This window comes from Pseudomonas cremoris (assembly GCF_014230465.1).
This window is the reverse complement of record NZ_JAAXCY010000013.1, coordinates 176,728-191,233: the sequence shown is the minus strand read 5'-3', so window position 1 is coordinate 191,233 and position 14,506 is coordinate 176,728. Positions and strand designations below refer to the sequence as shown.

Genomic DNA, 14,506 nt, shown 5'->3' with positions numbered 1-14,506 from the left:
TATGCCCAGATTGCCGACCGTGTTACTGCTGTCGCTGCTGACCTGGACCGCAACGGCTGGCGCGTTGACTCTTACCGACGATGAGCGTGGCTGGCTGGCGGACCATCAGGAGCTGAAACTGGGGGTGGACGCCTCGTGGCCACCCTTCGAATACCGTGATGAAAAAGGCCACTACCAGGGCCTGGCCGCTGACTATGTGCGACTGATCCAGGAACGCCTGGGCGTTCAAATCAAACTGATTGAGCCAGCCAGCTGGAGCGCCGTGCTCGAGCAGGCCAGGAACAACCAGCTCGACCTGCTGCCGGGCATCATGTCCACACCTGAGCGCCAGAGCTATATGGCGTTCACACGACCCTACCTGGACTTCCCCATCGTGATCCTTGCCCATGAGGGTGGCGCCAAGCCGCACAACCTCAAGGACCTCTACGGGCTGAAAATTGCCGTGGTCGAAAATTACGCACCCCATGAATTACTGCGAACCCACCACCCCGACCTCAACTTGGTGGCCATGCCGAATGTCAGCTCGACGCTGCAAGCACTGGCCACCGACGAAGTCGATGCCGTGGTCGGCGACCTGGCATCCAGCGTGTGGAGCCTGCGCCAACTCAAACTCGATGGTTTATATGTGAGTGGCGAAACGCCCTACCGCTACCAATTGGCGATGGGCGTGCCCCGCGACAACAAAATGCTGGTGGGCATCCTGGATAAAGTCCTGGCCGACCTGAGCCCAGAAGAAACAGACGCCATCCAGCAACACTGGGTAGGCAGCTTCACCGACCACCGCGCGTTCTGGACCGACCTGCTGACCTACGGCTTGCCTGCGGTACTGCTGCTGAGTACCGTGTTAGCCATCGTGATCCGGATCAATCGCCGCCTCAGCTCGGAAATTTCCCGCAGGGTCGCGCTGGAACAGGAACTGCGCAGCAGCGAATACCACTATCGCGGCCTGGTGGAGAGCCTGTCCGCGATTGCCTGGGAGGCCAACGTCACCGACTTCACCTACAGCTACGTATCACCCCATGCCGAGGAACTGCTGGGGTATCCCCGCGCCCATTGGTTGATTCCAGGGTTCTGGCGCAACATTATCCACCCCGCCGACCTCACGCGCACCGAAGCCTATTGCTTTCGCGAGACCCGCGCCAATCGAGACCACAGCGTCGACTACCGGGTGATCACGGCCGACGGCCGCTGCCTGTGGGTACGGGACATCGTCAGCCTGATCGAACATGGCCATGAACCCGTGCTGCGCGGCCTGATGATCGACATCAGCGAGGCAAAGCGCACGGAAGAAGCATTGCAACTGTCCGAGCAGAAGTTTGCCTCGGTGTTCCAACAATGCCCGGACATTCTGGTCATCGCCCGGCTGTCGGATGGTTGCCTGCTGGAAGTGAACAAAGCCTTCGAAGACCAGATCGGGCTCACCGCCGCAGACGTGGTTGGGAAAACCGCCACCGAGCTGAATATCTGGGGCGTTCAAGGCGTCGGCCCCGATCTGTTGCAACGGGTGCAGACCACCAGCATTCGCAATCTGGAGATGCCATTCCTGCGCAGCAATGGCCAGGCTTTTACTGGCCTGATCTCCGCCGAGCCGTTCCAACTCGACACCACTGAAGCCTTGGTAGTCGTGGTGCGCGACATCACCCAGCTCAAGGAAACCCAGCAGCTGCTGCAAACCTCAGAAGAAAAATTCGCCAAGGCCTTCCATGCGTCCCCTGACGGGCTGCTGCTCAGCCGCCAGCGTGATGGCCTGTTGATTGAAGTGAATGATGGCTTTAGCCGCATTACCGGCTTCACCAGCGCGACATCCCTCGACCAATCAACCCTGGATCTGGGCATATGGGTCGACCTCAACGAACGCAAGCACATGCTGGAACTGATGCAGCGTGATGGCTTTGTCCGTGACTTCATCTGCCATATTCGTCGTGCCGACGGCATGATTCGCCTGTGCGAACTGTCCAGTCGCCCGCTGCCGATTGGCGATGAAGACTGCATGCTCACCATCGCCCGTGACATCACCGAACGGCAACTCATGCAGGAAAAACTGCAACAGGCCGCCACCGTGTTCGAGAGCACTGCCGAAGGTGTACTGATCACCGACACCCGGCAAAACATCAGTGCCGTTAACCGCGCCTTCAGCGAGATCACCGGCTACAGCGAAGCCGAGGCCCTTGGCCAAACGCCGCGCCTGCTCGCCTCGGGTCTGCACGACAGCGCCTTTTACGCCGCCATGTGGCATCAGTTGACGGCCCAGGGGCATTGGCAGGGAGAAATCTCCAACCGTCGCAAGAACGGCGAGCTGTACCCCAGTTGGCTGACTATCAGCGCGGTGCGCAACCGCGAGCGACTGATCACGCACTTCGTCGCCGTGTTTGCCGACATTTCCAGCCTCAAGCTGGCCCAGGCCCGGCTGGACTATCAAGCGCACCACGACCCGTTGACCGGCCTGCCCAACCGCACGCTGTTCGAAAGCCGGCTGCAAGCCGCACTCAACGGCCAACAGGAAACCGGCAAACAGGGCGCCGTGCTGTTTCTCGACCTCGACCGCTTCAAGCACATCAACGACAGCCTCGGCCACCCGATTGGCGACTTGCTGCTCAAGGACATTGCCGTGCGCCTCAAGGAGCAACTGCGGGACATCGACACGGTGGCGCGCCTGGGCGGCGACGAATTCATCATCCTGCTACCCGGCCTGCAACATGCCAACGACGCTGCGCACCTGGCGAACAAACTGTTGGCCTGCTTCACGCCGCCGTTCCAGGCCGGTGAACATGAGTTCTTTATCAGCGCCAGCATTGGCACCAGTCTGTATCCGCAGGACGGCACCGACGTCGCCACGCTGGTCAAAAACGCCGACGCGGCGATGTACCGCTCCAAGGCCAAGGGCCGCAACCGGGTCGAAAGCTACACCCGCGACCTCACCGCCCAGGCCAACGAGCGCGTGGCCCTGGAACATGAACTGCGCCGCGCTATCGAACGCGACGAGCTCAGCCTGTACTACCAGCCCAAGATGAGCCTGACCACACAGGAACTGATCGGCGCCGAAGCGTTGATCCGCTGGCGTCATCCGACCTTTGGCGACGTGCCCCCCGAACACTTCATCGCCCTGGCCGAAGAGAACGGCATGATCCTGCAGATTGGCGATTGGGTACTGGAACAGGCCTGCCGACAAATGCACGCCTGGCAAGGCGCCTTTGATGATTTCGGCACTCTCTCGGTCAACCTCGCGGGCGCGCAACTGCGCCATCCCAACCTGCTGTCGCGCATCGAACAGTTGTTGCACGACTACCACCTGGAGCCCGGTTGCCTGCAACTGGAGATCACCGAGAACTTCATCATGAGCCAGGCCGAGGAGGCGCTGGAGGTCCTGCACCAGCTCAAGCGGCTGGGCGTACAACTGGCCATTGACGATTTCGGCACCGGCTATTCGTCCCTCAGTTACCTCAAGCGCTTGCCGCTGGACTTCCTGAAGATCGACCAATCCTTCGTCCGCGGCCTGCCCGACGACCCCCACGACGCCGCCATCGTGCGCGCCATCATCGCCCTGGGCCACAGCATGCAATTCACCATCATTGCCGAAGGCGTAGAGAACCCCGCGCAGCAAGCCTTCCTCGCGGCGGAGGGCTGCGAACAGATGCAAGGCTACATCGTCAGCCTGCCCCTGCCGCCTGAACTCTTTGCCGCTACCTTCCTTCGTATGAGCCTTGAGGATTTTTCGGATAGCACAGCAGAGAAACCATCGCTATAATCCGCGACCTGTTAAGGGCCTATAGCTCAGTTGGTCAGAGCAGAGGACTCATAATCCTTTGGTCCACGGTTCAAGTCCGTGTGGGCCCACCAAACAAGAAAGCCGCGCATTGCGCGGCTTTTGTGTGTCTGGCAGCCTCACTTCGCAAACAACTGCCCAATATCCCTGAACGCCTTGAACTCCAGCGCATTGCCGCACGGGTCAAACAGAAACAACGTCGCCTGCTCCCCCACCTGCCCCTTGAAGCGAATGTGCGGCTCCAGCACAAACTTCGTTTCTCGCGCTTGCAGGCGTTCCGCCAGGGCCTGCCAATCGTCCCAGCCCAGCACCACACCAAAATGCGGTACGGGCACGTCGTGGCCGTCGACTGCGTTGGTATGCGCCGATTCCTGGGACGCGGTTTTCGGGTGTTCGTGAATCACCAACTGGTGGCCGAAGAAGTTGAAGTCGACCCAATGGTCGCTGGAACGACCTTCCTCCAGTCCGAATACTTCCCCATAGAAGTGCCGCGCAGCGGCCAGGTCGTATACCGGAATGGCGAGGTGAAAAGGCGCAAGTGTCATCAGGTCTAACCTCTAAGGGCATTAAGTGCATTGAGTTTAGCCTTGCCTGATTCGATGAAAAGACGATAGTTTTTGCGCCGAGCTCAAATTATTTCGATCAGTCGAGACGTCCATGCTCCGCGAATTGAAGACCTTTATCGCCGTAACCCGCCATGGCACGTTTGCGGCAGCGGGCATGCACATCGGGCTGACGCAGTCTGCGGTGAGTGCGCAGATTCGCCAGCTGGAACAGGCGCTCGGTGTGCCGTTGTTCGACCGCACCGGACGCCAGGCCATGTTGAATGCTGCCGGTGTGCGTGCATTGCCGATGGCCAAGGAGATCGTGGAGACCTTCAACCGCATGGCGGTGCCGGTGGATGCCAATGAGTACCGCGGCGAATTGAAGGTGGGTGCCATTGGCACCGCCCAGACCGGCCTGCTCCCCCAGGCGCTGGTACGCCTGCGCCAAGCCGCACCGGCGTTGGAGTGCAAGCTGGTGCCGGGCGTGTCCCTTGAGTTGTTGAGCCAGGTGGACGCCGGCGAGCTGGACTCGGCGATCATCATTCGCCCGCCTTTTGAGCTGCCCAAGGAGTTGCATGTGCAGGAGGTGCGCAGGGAGCCATTTGTGCTGATCGTGCCGGACTCCCTGGCGGGTGATGACCCGTTGCACTTGCTCAGCACCCAGCCCCATGTGCGCTATGACCGCGCCTCGTTTGGCGGACGGTTGGTCAGTCGCTTCTTGCGCGAACAGAAGCTCGAGGTGCAGGTAGCGCTGGAGCTCGACGAACTGGAAGCTATCGTCAGGATGGTCGAGTGTGGCCTGGGCGTGTCGCTGATTCCTCGGGCCGGCCTGTGGCTGGAGCGCTCGCCCAAAGTACGAATCATCCCACTGGGCAGCCAGACGTTTTACCGCGAGATCATCCTGCTCAGCCGCTACAGCCAACGCCATTTGCCGGTGCCGCAGTTGTTCGCCCGCTGCCTGCTGGCCGATGCAAGCCTGTAACATGCCGCCCATTGCCGCCCGATCCGGAGCTTCCCTTGCCCGTCCTAGATGAAATCGATCGCCAACTGATCGCCGCCCTGCAGATCAACGCCCGTGAAAGCGTGGCCATGCTTGCCCGGCAGCTCGGTATCGCACGCACCACGGTGACGTCGCGCCTGGCACGCCTGGAAAAAACCCAAGTGATTACCGGATACGGTGTGCGCCTGGGCCAACGGGTCGTCGACGGCGGCTTGCAGGCTTATGTGGGCATCACCGTGCAAGCGCGCTCAGGCAAAGAAGTGCTGCGCAGGCTGAGCGCCATGGCGCAGGTCCAGCAATTGTGCGCGGTCAGCGGCGAGTTCGATTATGTAGCCTGGCTGCGTACTGATTCGCCAGAGCAGCTTGATCAACTGCTGGACCAGATCGGCAGCGTCGACGGCGTAGAAAAAACCACCACGTCGATCATCCTCAGCAGCAAATTGGATCGCGGTCAGCCAGTCTGACCACCCACTTCGTCACTTTGACCAAAAACAATTCAATCCGACGACACTTTGCGTCTTATTAACGAACGCTACGCTCCCTAAACTGGCTGCCATCTTTTCCTATACTCAGCGGGTCGTGCCCCGCCGAGTTGCCAGCCAGGTCAGCCATGAACCCATCCAAGAAAAACAATCGCCACCCTGCAGACGGTAAAAAACCCATCACCATCTTTGGCCCGGACTTCCCGTTTGCCTTTGATGACTGGATCGAACACCCGGCAGGTCTGGGCAGTATTCCTACCGCCAACCATGGCGCCGAAGTGGCGATTGTCGGTGCCGGCATCGCAGGCCTGGTGGCCGCCTATGAGCTGATGAAGCTGGGCCTCAAGCCGGTAGTGTACGAAGCCTCGAAAATGGGCGGCCGCCTGCGCTCGCAGGCATTTGAAGGCGCCGAAGGCATCATCGCCGAGCTGGGCGGCATGCGTTTTCCGGTGTCGTCCACCGCGTTCTATCACTACGTGGACAAGCTCGGCCTGGAAACCAAACCCTTTCCCAACCCGCTGACTCCGGCCTCGGGCAGCACGGTGATCGACCTCGAAGGCCAGACCCACTACGCGCAAAAGCTTTCCGACCTGCCGGTGCTGTTCCAGGAAGTCGCGGACGCCTGGGCCGACGCCCTGGAGGCCGGCTCGCAGTTCGGCGATATCCAGCAAGCCATTCGCGACCGCGACGTACCGCGCCTCAAGGAACTGTGGAACAAGCTCGTGCCGCTGTGGGACGACCGCACCTTCTATGACTTCGTCGCCACGTCCAAGGCGTTCGCCAAGTTGTCGTTCCTGCACCGCGAAGTGTTCGGCCAAGTAGGTTTCGGCACCGGCGGCTGGGACTCGGACTTCCCCAATTCCATGCTGGAAATCTTCCGTGTGGTGATGACCAACTGCGACGACCACCAACACCTCGTGGTCGGCGGCGTGGCGCAGGTTCCCATGGGCATCTGGCGCCATGTGCCGGAGCGCTGCGCCCACTGGCCGGCGGGCACCAGCCTCAGCTCGCTGCACCGCGGTGCACCACGGGCCGGTGTAAAGCGCATTGCCCACGCCGCCGATGGTCGCTTTGCGGTCACCGACAACTACGGCGATACACGTGAATACGCCGCCGTGCTGACTACCTGCCAAAGCTGGCTGCTGACCACCCAGATCGAATGCGATGAAACCCTGTTCTCGCAAAAGATGTGGATGGCCCTGGACCGCACGCGCTACATGCAGTCGTCGAAAACCTTCGTGATGGTCGACCGTCCGTTCTGGAAGGACAAAGACCCGGAAACCGGTCGCGACCTGATGAGCATGACCCTCACCGACCGCCTGACTCGTGGCACGTACCTGTTCGACAACGGTGACGACAAGCCGGGGGTAATTTGCCTGTCTTACTCGTGGATGAGTGACGCGCTGAAAATGCTCCCGCAGCCCATCGACAAGCGCGTGAAGCTGGCGCTGGATGCCTTGAAGAAGATCTACCCGAAAGTCGACATCAAGGCGCGCATCATCGGCGACCCGATCACCGTATCGTGGGAAGCCGACCCGCATTTCCTCGGTGCTTTCAAAGGCGCACTGCCGGGCCACTATCGCTACAACCAGCGTATGTATGCGCACTTCATGCAGAAGGACATGCCCGCTGAACAGCGTGGGATTTTTATCGCAGGTGACGACGTATCCTGGACCCCTGCCTGGGTAGAAGGCGCCGTGCAGACCTCACTGAATGCGGTGTGGGGCATCATGACTCACTTCGGTGGCAGCACTCACCCTGAGAACCCAGGCCCCGGCGATGTGTTCGATGAGATCGGCCCGATCGCCCTGGCCGAGTAAGGAGTTGACCATGCGTGTCGCCTTGTACCAATGCCCGCCGCTGCCGCTGGACGTGGCCGGCAACCTCAAGCGCCTGCATCAGTTGGCGCATGAGGCGTCCGATGCCGATGTACTGGTGCTGCCAGAGATGTTCCTCAGCGGCTACAACATCGGTGCCGAGGCCGTTGGCGCGTTGGCCGAGGCGCAGGATGGTCCATCCGCGCAGGCCATCGCCGAACTGGCGAAAAGCGCTGGCCTGGCGATTGTGTATGGCTACCCGGAGCGGGCCGACGATGGTCAGATCTACAACGCGATTCAGTTGATCGACGCCCACGGCCAGCGCCTGTGCAACTACCGCAAGACTCACCTGTTTGGCGATCTTGACCATTCAATGTTCAGTGCCGGGGGTGATGACTTCCCGCTGGTGGAGCTCAACGGCTGGAAGCTGGGTTTCCTGATCTGCTACGACTTGGAGTTTCCGGAAAACACCCGCCGCCTGGCCCTGGCCGGCGCCGAGCTGATCCTGGTGCCCACGGCCAATATGGTGCCGTTCGACTTTGTCGCGGATGTCACCGTGCGGGCGCGGGCCTTCGAAAACCAATGTTACGTGGCCTATGCCAATTACTGCGGGCACGAAGGCGAGATCCAGTATTGCGGGCAGAGCAGCATTGCCGCACCAAACGGCCAACGCATCGCCCAGGCCGGCCTGGATGAAGCCTTGATTGTCGGTACGCTGGAGCGCCAATCGATCACCGACGCGCGTGCCGCCAACCACTACCTGCAAGACCGGCGCCCCGAACTGTACGCCGCGCTGCACAAGCCCTGAATCCTCGGGTTTGTTAGCATGGGCGCTTCCTACGTTTCGGAAGTGCCCATGCCTGCGCCGGCCCCCTCTCATCACCTTCACCTAACCCTGGCTAATGGCCTGCGAGTTTCCCTGCGACATGCGCCGCGTTTAAAACGTTGCGCGGCTGCGTTACGGGTGGCTGCCGGCAGCCATGATGTGCCGTTGGCCTGGCCAGGATTGGCGCATTTTCTTGAGCATCTGTTGTTTCTCGGGACCGAACGGTTTCCTACGAGCGAAGGGTTGATGGCCTACGTGCAACGCCAAGGCGGCCAGGTCAATGCCAGCACCCGTGAACGCACCACAGACTTCTTCTTTGAGCTACCGGAGCCGACCTTTGCCGATGGGTTGGAGCGGCTGGCCGATATGCTGACCCACCCGCGCCTGACGCTCGACGACCAACTGCGCGAACGCGAAGTGCTGCACGCAGAGTTTGTCGCCTGGTCCCAGGATGCCAAGGCGCAGCAGCAAGTCGCGTTGCTGGAGGGCCTGGCGGCGGGTCATCCATTGCGCGGCTTTCATGCGGGCAACCGCGACAGCCTGCCGGTGGAGCGCGAGGCCTTTCAGCAGGCACTGCGGGAATTTCATCAGCAGTTTTACCAGAGCGGGCAGATGACCTTGAGCCTTGCCGGCCCGCAGCCGCTGGAAGCACTCGAAGCCTTGGCGCAGCGGTTCAGCGAGGCGCTGACCTCGGGGCCTCTACGCCCACAAGACGCGCCGCCCGCATTGATGCCAGGCCAGGCGCAGGGCTACCAACACCTCGCTGGCAATCACCTGCATCAAGTCATCATCGGCAATGCGCCCCGTGAGGCCTTGGCGTTCCTTTGCACCTGGCTGAACGCCTCGGCACCGGGCGGGCTGTTGGCTGAACTGCAAGCACGAGACCTGGCCACCGCCGTGCAGGCGAGCGTGGTGTATCACTACGCCGGGCAAGCGGTACTGGATATCGACTTTACCCTCGGCACCCAAGACGAAGCGGCGACACAGATCCAGGCATTACTGCACGACTGGCTGAGCTTTTTCGCACACAGCGACTGGACTTCACTGCGAGAAGAGTTCGCCCTGCTGGCGACAAGGCAACAACAGACCCTGGGCGCACTGGCGCTGGCTCGACACGACAGCGAAAACCTCTCGGAACCGGCCGTTACAGCCCTCAAAACCATGCTCGACGCCTTGCAACTGCCGCCTTCGCAACACACTTGGCAGCTACCACCGAACAACCCATTCCTGCGCCCGCCGTTGAAGGAAGAACGTGCGGGCCTGATTCGCGGCCAGACCAGCGCTCACCGAGGCTTGCGCACCTTTGCGCAGGACCGTTCACGGGGGCGCAAGGAAGTGTCGGCGCTGGCCTTCAGCCCAGCCGTGGCAAATGACGGTGATGAAGCTGCGTTGTACCTGCAATGGCGCGGCGCGCCCGCCGGCCTGGAAGGTGCTTTGCAACCGTTGCGCGAGCAGGCGCGCCAGGCGGGCGTTGAAGTGTCGTTCGAAACCATCGGCCCTGATTGGCGGGTGAGCATCACCGGGCTGCACGAGCCAATGCCAGCGGTGCTGGAAGCGTTGGTGCACAGCCTGAATCAAGCGCAGCCAGCGTTCCCGGCTGCAATACCTTTGATCGCCATCCGGGAACTGCTCAGGGCGCTGCCCGTTTACTGCACCGAGATTGCACCCCAAGACAGCGAGGCATCCTGGGCTAACGCACGCTGGCAGGGCCTGGGCCTGGGTTTCCCCGCCGCGCTTGAAGCAGTGATCAAGACAGCAGCGGCCCGGTTGCCCGGGCAACCCGCGAACCTCGAACATCAGGTTCCCGACTTGGCCGGTCAACGCCTCTGGCACGAGGTAACGACCGATTCCAAGGAGGCCGCCGTGCTGCTGTTTTGCCCCACGCCCAGCCAAACCTTGGCGGATGAGGCGGCGTGGCGACTGCTCGGGCACCTGCTACAGGGGCCGTTCTACCAGCGCCTGCGTGTAGAGTTGCAGATCGGCTACGCCGTGTTCAGTGGTGTCCGACAGATCAATGGGCAAACCGGCCTGCTATTCGGCGTGCAATCCCCCAGCGTGTCCGTGGAAGGGATCATTGGCCACCTGCAAACGTTTATGCAGCAATTGCCAGCGCTGATCCGCCGCAACGCTGACGCAGGCAACCAGGCGCTAGCACAACAGTTCGCCCCGCAGACGCTTCCGGTCGCCAGCGCTGCCGAGCTGCTTTGGCATGCTCGCTTGGCCGGCCATTCGTCGGCGTATCTGGGCGAGCTTCAACAGCTGATCCAAACCCGCACGCAGGACGATATGCAGCGCGCCGCCCAGCAACTCAACGACGCTACAGGCGGCTGGGTTTGCGTCGCCAACGGCCCGGTCGTCGATGAATCCTGGCAGTCGAGGGGCTGATCATTGCCAACCCTGCAACAGGCTTTTTCCATCGAGACAGCGCTAACTTGAGTAGATCTGAGTATTATTCCTACGCACACAGCTGAACATCTCCGATTGGAGATGGACTATATGTATTACTTGGTAGTGAAAGTCCCATCCCTTGGTAGGAGTAAGAATATGACCTGGTCCAAACCTGCTTACACTGATCTGCGTATCGGTTTCGAAGTCACCATGTACTTCGCCAGCCGCTGATCCGCTGGGTAATACAACGCCTCGGTACGCCCGGGGCGTTTTTGTTTTGAGCGTTGCTTGATGGAGCTGCCATGTTTGTCCAGATTCTAGGTTCCGCCGCTGGCGGTGGTTTCCCGCAGTGGAACTGCAACTGCGTGAACTGCGCAGGTTTTCGCGACGGCAGCCTACGCGCCCACGCGCGTACCCAGTCTTCCATCGCAATCTCCGACGATGGCGTGAACTGGGTGCTGTGCAATGCCTCGCCGGATATCCGCGCGCAACTGCAAAGCTTTGCGCCGATGCAGCCAGGCCGTGCGCTGCGCGATACCGGCATCAGCGCGATCATCCTGATGGACAGCCAGATCGACCACACCACCGGCCTGTTGAGCCTGCGTGAAGGTTGTCCACACCAGGTGTGGTGCACTGACATGGTCCACGAAGACCTCAGCACCGGTTTCCCGCTGTTCACCATGCTCACCCACTGGAACGGCGGCCTGGCATGGAACCGCATCGAGCTGGATACAAGCTTCACCATCCCGGCGTGCCCCAACCTGCGTTTCACCCCGCTGCCGCTGCGCAGCGCCGCACCACCCTACTCGCCGCACCGCTTCGACCCACACCCCGGCGACAACATCGGCCTGATCGTCGAAGACCTGCGCACCGGCGGCAAACTGTTCTACGCCCCAGGCCTGGGCAAAGTCGATGCGCCGCTGCTGGAGATCATGGCGGGCAGCGATTGCCTGCTGGTGGACGGCACGATGTGGGACGACGATGAAATGCAGCGCCGTGGCGTCGGCACCCGTACCGGTCGTGAAATGGGCCACCTGGCGCAGAATGGCCCCGGCGGCATGCTGGAAGTGCTGGAGCAATTGCCCGAGCAGCGCAAGGTGCTTATCCACATCAACAACACCAACCCGATCCTCGATGAAGACTCCCCCGAGCGAGCGGAACTGGTGCGGCGCAATGTCGAAGTGGCTTACGACGGCATGAGTATTGAATTGTAGGAGTGATCGAAATGACTGACACGCCGTTGACCACCGCTGAATTCGAAGCCGCCCTGCGGGCCAAAGGCGCCTTCTACCATATCCATCACCCGTACCACGTGGCGATGTACGAAGGTCGCGCCAGCCGCGAGCAGATCCAGGGCTGGGTTGCCAACCGCTTCTACTACCAGGTGAACATCCCACTCAAAGATGCCGCGATCTTGGCCAACTGCCCGGACCGCGAAATTCGCCGCGAGTGGATCCAGCGCCTGCTCGACCACGATGGCGCACCGGGTGAAGACGGCGGCATCGAAGCCTGGCTGCGCCTGGGGCAGGCCGTCGGCCTCGACCCAGACCAACTGCGCTCCCAGGAACTGGTACTGCCCGGCGTGCGTTTTGCGGTGGATGCCTACGTCAACTTCGCCCGTCGCGCCAGCTGGCAGGAAGCCGCCAGCAGCTCGCTGACCGAGCTGTTCGCGCCGCAGATCCACCAATCGCGCCTCGACAGCTGGCCGCAGCATTACCCGTGGATCGACCCTACCGGCTACGAGTATTTCCGTACTCGCCTGGGCCAGGCCCGGCGCGATGTAGAGCACGGTTTGGCGATCACGCTGCAGCACTACACCACTCGCGAAGGCCAGGAGCGCATGCTGGAAATTCTCCAGTTCAAACTGGATATTTTGTGGAGCATGCTGGATGCCATGAGCATGGCCTACGAACTGAAACGCCCGCCGTATCACAGCGTGACCGACCAGCGGGCGTGGCATAAAGGGATCACCCTATGAGCTTTGATCGCAGCAAGAAACCCACCTGGCGCCAGGGCTATCGCTACCAGTACGAGCCCGCGCAAAAAGGCCATGTGCTGCTCTACCCCGAAGGCATGATCAAGCTCAACGACAGTGCCGCGTTGATCGGTGGCTTGATCGACGGCGAGCGCGATGTGGCCGCGATCATTGCCGAGCTGGATAAACAATTTCCCGGCGTGCCTGAACTCGGTGACGACATCGAGCAATTCATGGAGGTCGCCCGTGCAGAGCACTGGATTACCCTTGCCTGAGAAACCCGCTATCGGTCTGCCGCTGTGGCTGCTGGCCGAGCTGACCTATCGCTGCCCGCTGCAGTGCCCTTATTGCTCCAATCCGTTGGATTTTGCCGAGCAGGGCAAAGAGCTAAGCACCGAGCAGTGGTTCAAGGTTTTTCGCGAGGCGCGGGAAATGGGCGCCGCGCAGCTGGGCTTTTCCGGCGGCGAGCCCTTGGTGCGCCAGGATCTTGCCGAACTCATCGCCGAGGCCCGCAAGCTGGGGTTCTATACCAACCTGATCACTTCTGGCATCGGCCTGACCGAACAGAAGATCAGCGACTTCAAGAAGGCCGGCCTGGATCACATCCAGATCAGCTTCCAGGCCAGCGACGAACAGGTGAACAACCTGCTGGCCGGCTCGAAAAAAGCCTTTGCGCAAAAGTTGGAAATGGCTCGCGCAGTCAAAGCCCACGGCTATCCGATGGTGCTGAACTTCGTGACTCATCGGCACAACATCGACAAGATCGACCGCATCATCGAGTTGTGTATTGCATTGGAGGCAGACTTCGTCGAGCTCGCCACCTGCCAGTTCTACGGCTGGGCGCAGCTCAATCGCGTGGGGTTATTGCCGACCCAAGAGCAACTGGTGCGCGCAGAACGCATCACCAATGAATACCGCGCCAAGCTTGAAGCCAAAGGCCACCCGTGCAAGCTGATCTTCGTCACCCCGGACTACTACGAAGAGCGCCCGAAAGCCTGTATGAACGGCTGGGGCAGTATCTTTCTGACGGTCACACCGGACGGCACCGCCCTGCCCTGTCATGGCGCCCGACAGATGCCGGTGCAATTTCCCAACGTGCGCGACCACAGCATGCAGCACATCTGGTACGACTCGTTTGGCTTCAACCGCTTTCGCGGCTACGACTGGATGCCCGAGCCGTGCCGTTCATGCGATGAAAAAGAAAAGGATTTCGGCGGCTGCCGTTGCCAGGCCTTCATGCTCACGGGAGATGCAAGCAATGCCGACCCGGTGTGCAGCAAGTCCGAGCAGCACGGCATCATCCTTCAAGCGCGGGAAGAAGCCGAACACGCCACCCAGACCATCGAGCAGTTGGCCTTTCGCAACGAGCGCAACTCACGGCTCATTGCAAAAGGCTGACCGCCTTAGCGCTTGGCGATGATGTACACCGCGTGCACGATGCCTGGGATGTAGCCGCACAGAGTCAGCAGGATATTCAGCCAGAACGCGCCGGCGAAGCCCACTTGCAGGAACACACCCAGTGGCGGCAACAGAATGGCGATGATGATACGAATGAAATCCATGGGGTCAGCTCCAAAAAATCGGCTCGTGTGAGCCGTGTAGCTAATCGACCTTGGGCGTTCGTGAGGGTTCAGTGGGATCTGGCGTAGGGCCATCTTTAACTACACCGCAAAAAAACGCCCCCAGCCAAAAGAATCAGGCCGGAGGCGC

General features: G+C 61.0%; 13 protein-coding genes and 1 tRNA gene. 12 read left to right on the top strand and 2 right to left on the bottom strand.

What is annotated here, in order from left to right:
* Position 1 precedes the first annotated feature (1 nt).
* The gene (locus tag HF257_RS28165; RefSeq protein ID WP_185709269.1) at positions 2–3,745 is read left to right on the top strand and encodes an EAL domain-containing protein; all 3,744 of its coding nucleotides are present in this window, start codon (positions 2–4) and stop codon (positions 3,743–3,745) included.
* Between the two features lie 15 nt (positions 3,746–3,760).
* Positions 3,761–3,837, top strand: a tRNA-Ile gene (locus HF257_RS28160).
* A gap of 45 nt (positions 3,838–3,882) precedes the next feature.
* On the opposite strand, the gene HF257_RS28155 is transcribed toward HF257_RS28160, so the two are convergent.
* Positions 3,883–4,308: a VOC family protein gene (locus tag HF257_RS28155; RefSeq protein WP_185709268.1), complete on the bottom strand. Its 426-nt coding sequence runs from the start codon at positions 4,306–4,308 to the stop codon at positions 3,883–3,885.
* Between the two features lie 112 nt (positions 4,309–4,420).
* Between HF257_RS28155 and HF257_RS28150 the strand changes: the two genes are divergently transcribed.
* The 10 genes from HF257_RS28150 to pqqE all read left to right on the top strand — a co-directional run bounded on the left by HF257_RS28150 (position 4,421) and on the right by pqqE (position 14,194).
* Positions 4,421–5,290, top strand: a complete 870-nt coding sequence (locus HF257_RS28150; RefSeq protein ID WP_185709267.1) for a LysR family transcriptional regulator — start codon at positions 4,421–4,423, stop codon at positions 5,288–5,290.
* A 35-nt stretch (positions 5,291–5,325) separates the two neighbouring features.
* Positions 5,326–5,772, top strand: coding sequence for an Lrp/AsnC family transcriptional regulator (locus HF257_RS28145; RefSeq protein ID WP_185709266.1), 447 nt, complete (start codon positions 5,326–5,328; stop codon positions 5,770–5,772).
* Between the two features lie 146 nt (positions 5,773–5,918).
* Positions 5,919–7,610, top strand: coding sequence for a flavin monoamine oxidase family protein (locus HF257_RS28140; RefSeq protein WP_185709265.1), 1,692 nt, complete (start codon positions 5,919–5,921; stop codon positions 7,608–7,610).
* A gap of 10 nt (positions 7,611–7,620) precedes the next feature.
* Complete coding sequence (locus HF257_RS28135; protein WP_185709264.1) at positions 7,621–8,415, top strand: carbon-nitrogen hydrolase family protein; 795 nt, start codon at positions 7,621–7,623, stop codon at positions 8,413–8,415.
* A 48-nt stretch (positions 8,416–8,463) separates the two neighbouring features.
* Positions 8,464–10,818, top strand: a complete 2,355-nt coding sequence (pqqF, locus tag HF257_RS28130) for a pyrroloquinoline quinone biosynthesis protein PqqF (RefSeq protein ID WP_185709263.1) — start codon at positions 8,464–8,466, stop codon at positions 10,816–10,818.
* A gap of 159 nt (positions 10,819–10,977) precedes the next feature.
* Complete coding sequence (pqqA, locus tag HF257_RS28125; protein WP_003194766.1) at positions 10,978–11,052, top strand: pyrroloquinoline quinone precursor peptide PqqA; 75 nt, start codon at positions 10,978–10,980, stop codon at positions 11,050–11,052.
* 71 nt (positions 11,053–11,123) lie between these two features.
* A complete protein-coding gene (gene pqqB / locus HF257_RS28120; RefSeq protein ID WP_185709262.1) occupies positions 11,124–12,035 on the top strand; it encodes a pyrroloquinoline quinone biosynthesis protein PqqB in 912 nt (303 codons plus the stop codon).
* Positions 12,036–12,046: 11 nt separating this feature from the next.
* Entirely contained in the window at positions 12,047–12,799 is a 753-nt protein-coding gene (pqqC, locus tag HF257_RS28115; RefSeq protein WP_185709261.1) for a pyrroloquinoline-quinone synthase PqqC, read from the top strand.
* Positions 12,796–13,071: a pyrroloquinoline quinone biosynthesis peptide chaperone PqqD gene (gene pqqD / locus HF257_RS28110; protein WP_003194772.1), complete on the top strand. Its 276-nt coding sequence runs from the start codon at positions 12,796–12,798 to the stop codon at positions 13,069–13,071. Before pqqC ends, pqqD begins: the two co-directional genes overlap by 4 nt.
* Positions 13,064–14,194 (top strand): pyrroloquinoline quinone biosynthesis protein PqqE, encoded by a 1,131-nt coding sequence (gene pqqE / locus HF257_RS28105; RefSeq protein ID WP_185709260.1) that lies wholly within the window; start codon positions 13,064–13,066, stop codon positions 14,192–14,194. The genes pqqD and pqqE overlap by 8 nt, the downstream gene beginning before the upstream one ends.
* A 5-nt stretch (positions 14,195–14,199) precedes the next feature.
* Here the strand turns inward: pqqE and HF257_RS28100 are convergent, their stop codons facing one another.
* On the bottom strand, positions 14,200–14,358 hold the full coding sequence (locus tag HF257_RS28100) for a YqaE/Pmp3 family membrane protein (RefSeq protein WP_007904205.1): 159 nt from the start codon (positions 14,356–14,358) through the stop codon (positions 14,200–14,202).
* Positions 14,359–14,506: the final 148 nt, after the last annotated feature.

Coding starts and splice junctions, on each gene's coding strand:
- HF257_RS28165 (WP_185709269.1), top strand. CDS start 2: ATGCCCAGATTGCCGACCGTGTTACTGCTGTCGCTGCTGACCTGGACC.
- HF257_RS28135 (WP_185709264.1), top strand. CDS start 7,621: ATGCGTGTCGCCTTGTACCAATGCCCGCCGCTGCCGCTGGACGTGGCC.
- pqqF (WP_185709263.1), top strand. CDS start 8,464: ATGCCTGCGCCGGCCCCCTCTCATCACCTTCACCTAACCCTGGCTAAT.
- HF257_RS28140 (WP_185709265.1), top strand. CDS start 5,919: ATGAACCCATCCAAGAAAAACAATCGCCACCCTGCAGACGGTAAAAAA.
- HF257_RS28155 (WP_185709268.1), bottom strand. CDS start 4,308: ATGACACTTGCGCCTTTTCACCTCGCCATTCCGGTATACGACCTGGCC.
- pqqB (WP_185709262.1), top strand. CDS start 11,124: ATGTTTGTCCAGATTCTAGGTTCCGCCGCTGGCGGTGGTTTCCCGCAG.
- pqqD (WP_003194772.1), top strand. CDS start 12,796: ATGAGCTTTGATCGCAGCAAGAAACCCACCTGGCGCCAGGGCTATCGC.
- HF257_RS28150 (WP_185709267.1), top strand. CDS start 4,421: ATGCTCCGCGAATTGAAGACCTTTATCGCCGTAACCCGCCATGGCACG.
- pqqC (WP_185709261.1), top strand. CDS start 12,047: ATGACTGACACGCCGTTGACCACCGCTGAATTCGAAGCCGCCCTGCGG.
- HF257_RS28100 (WP_007904205.1), bottom strand. CDS start 14,358: ATGGATTTCATTCGTATCATCATCGCCATTCTGTTGCCGCCACTGGGT.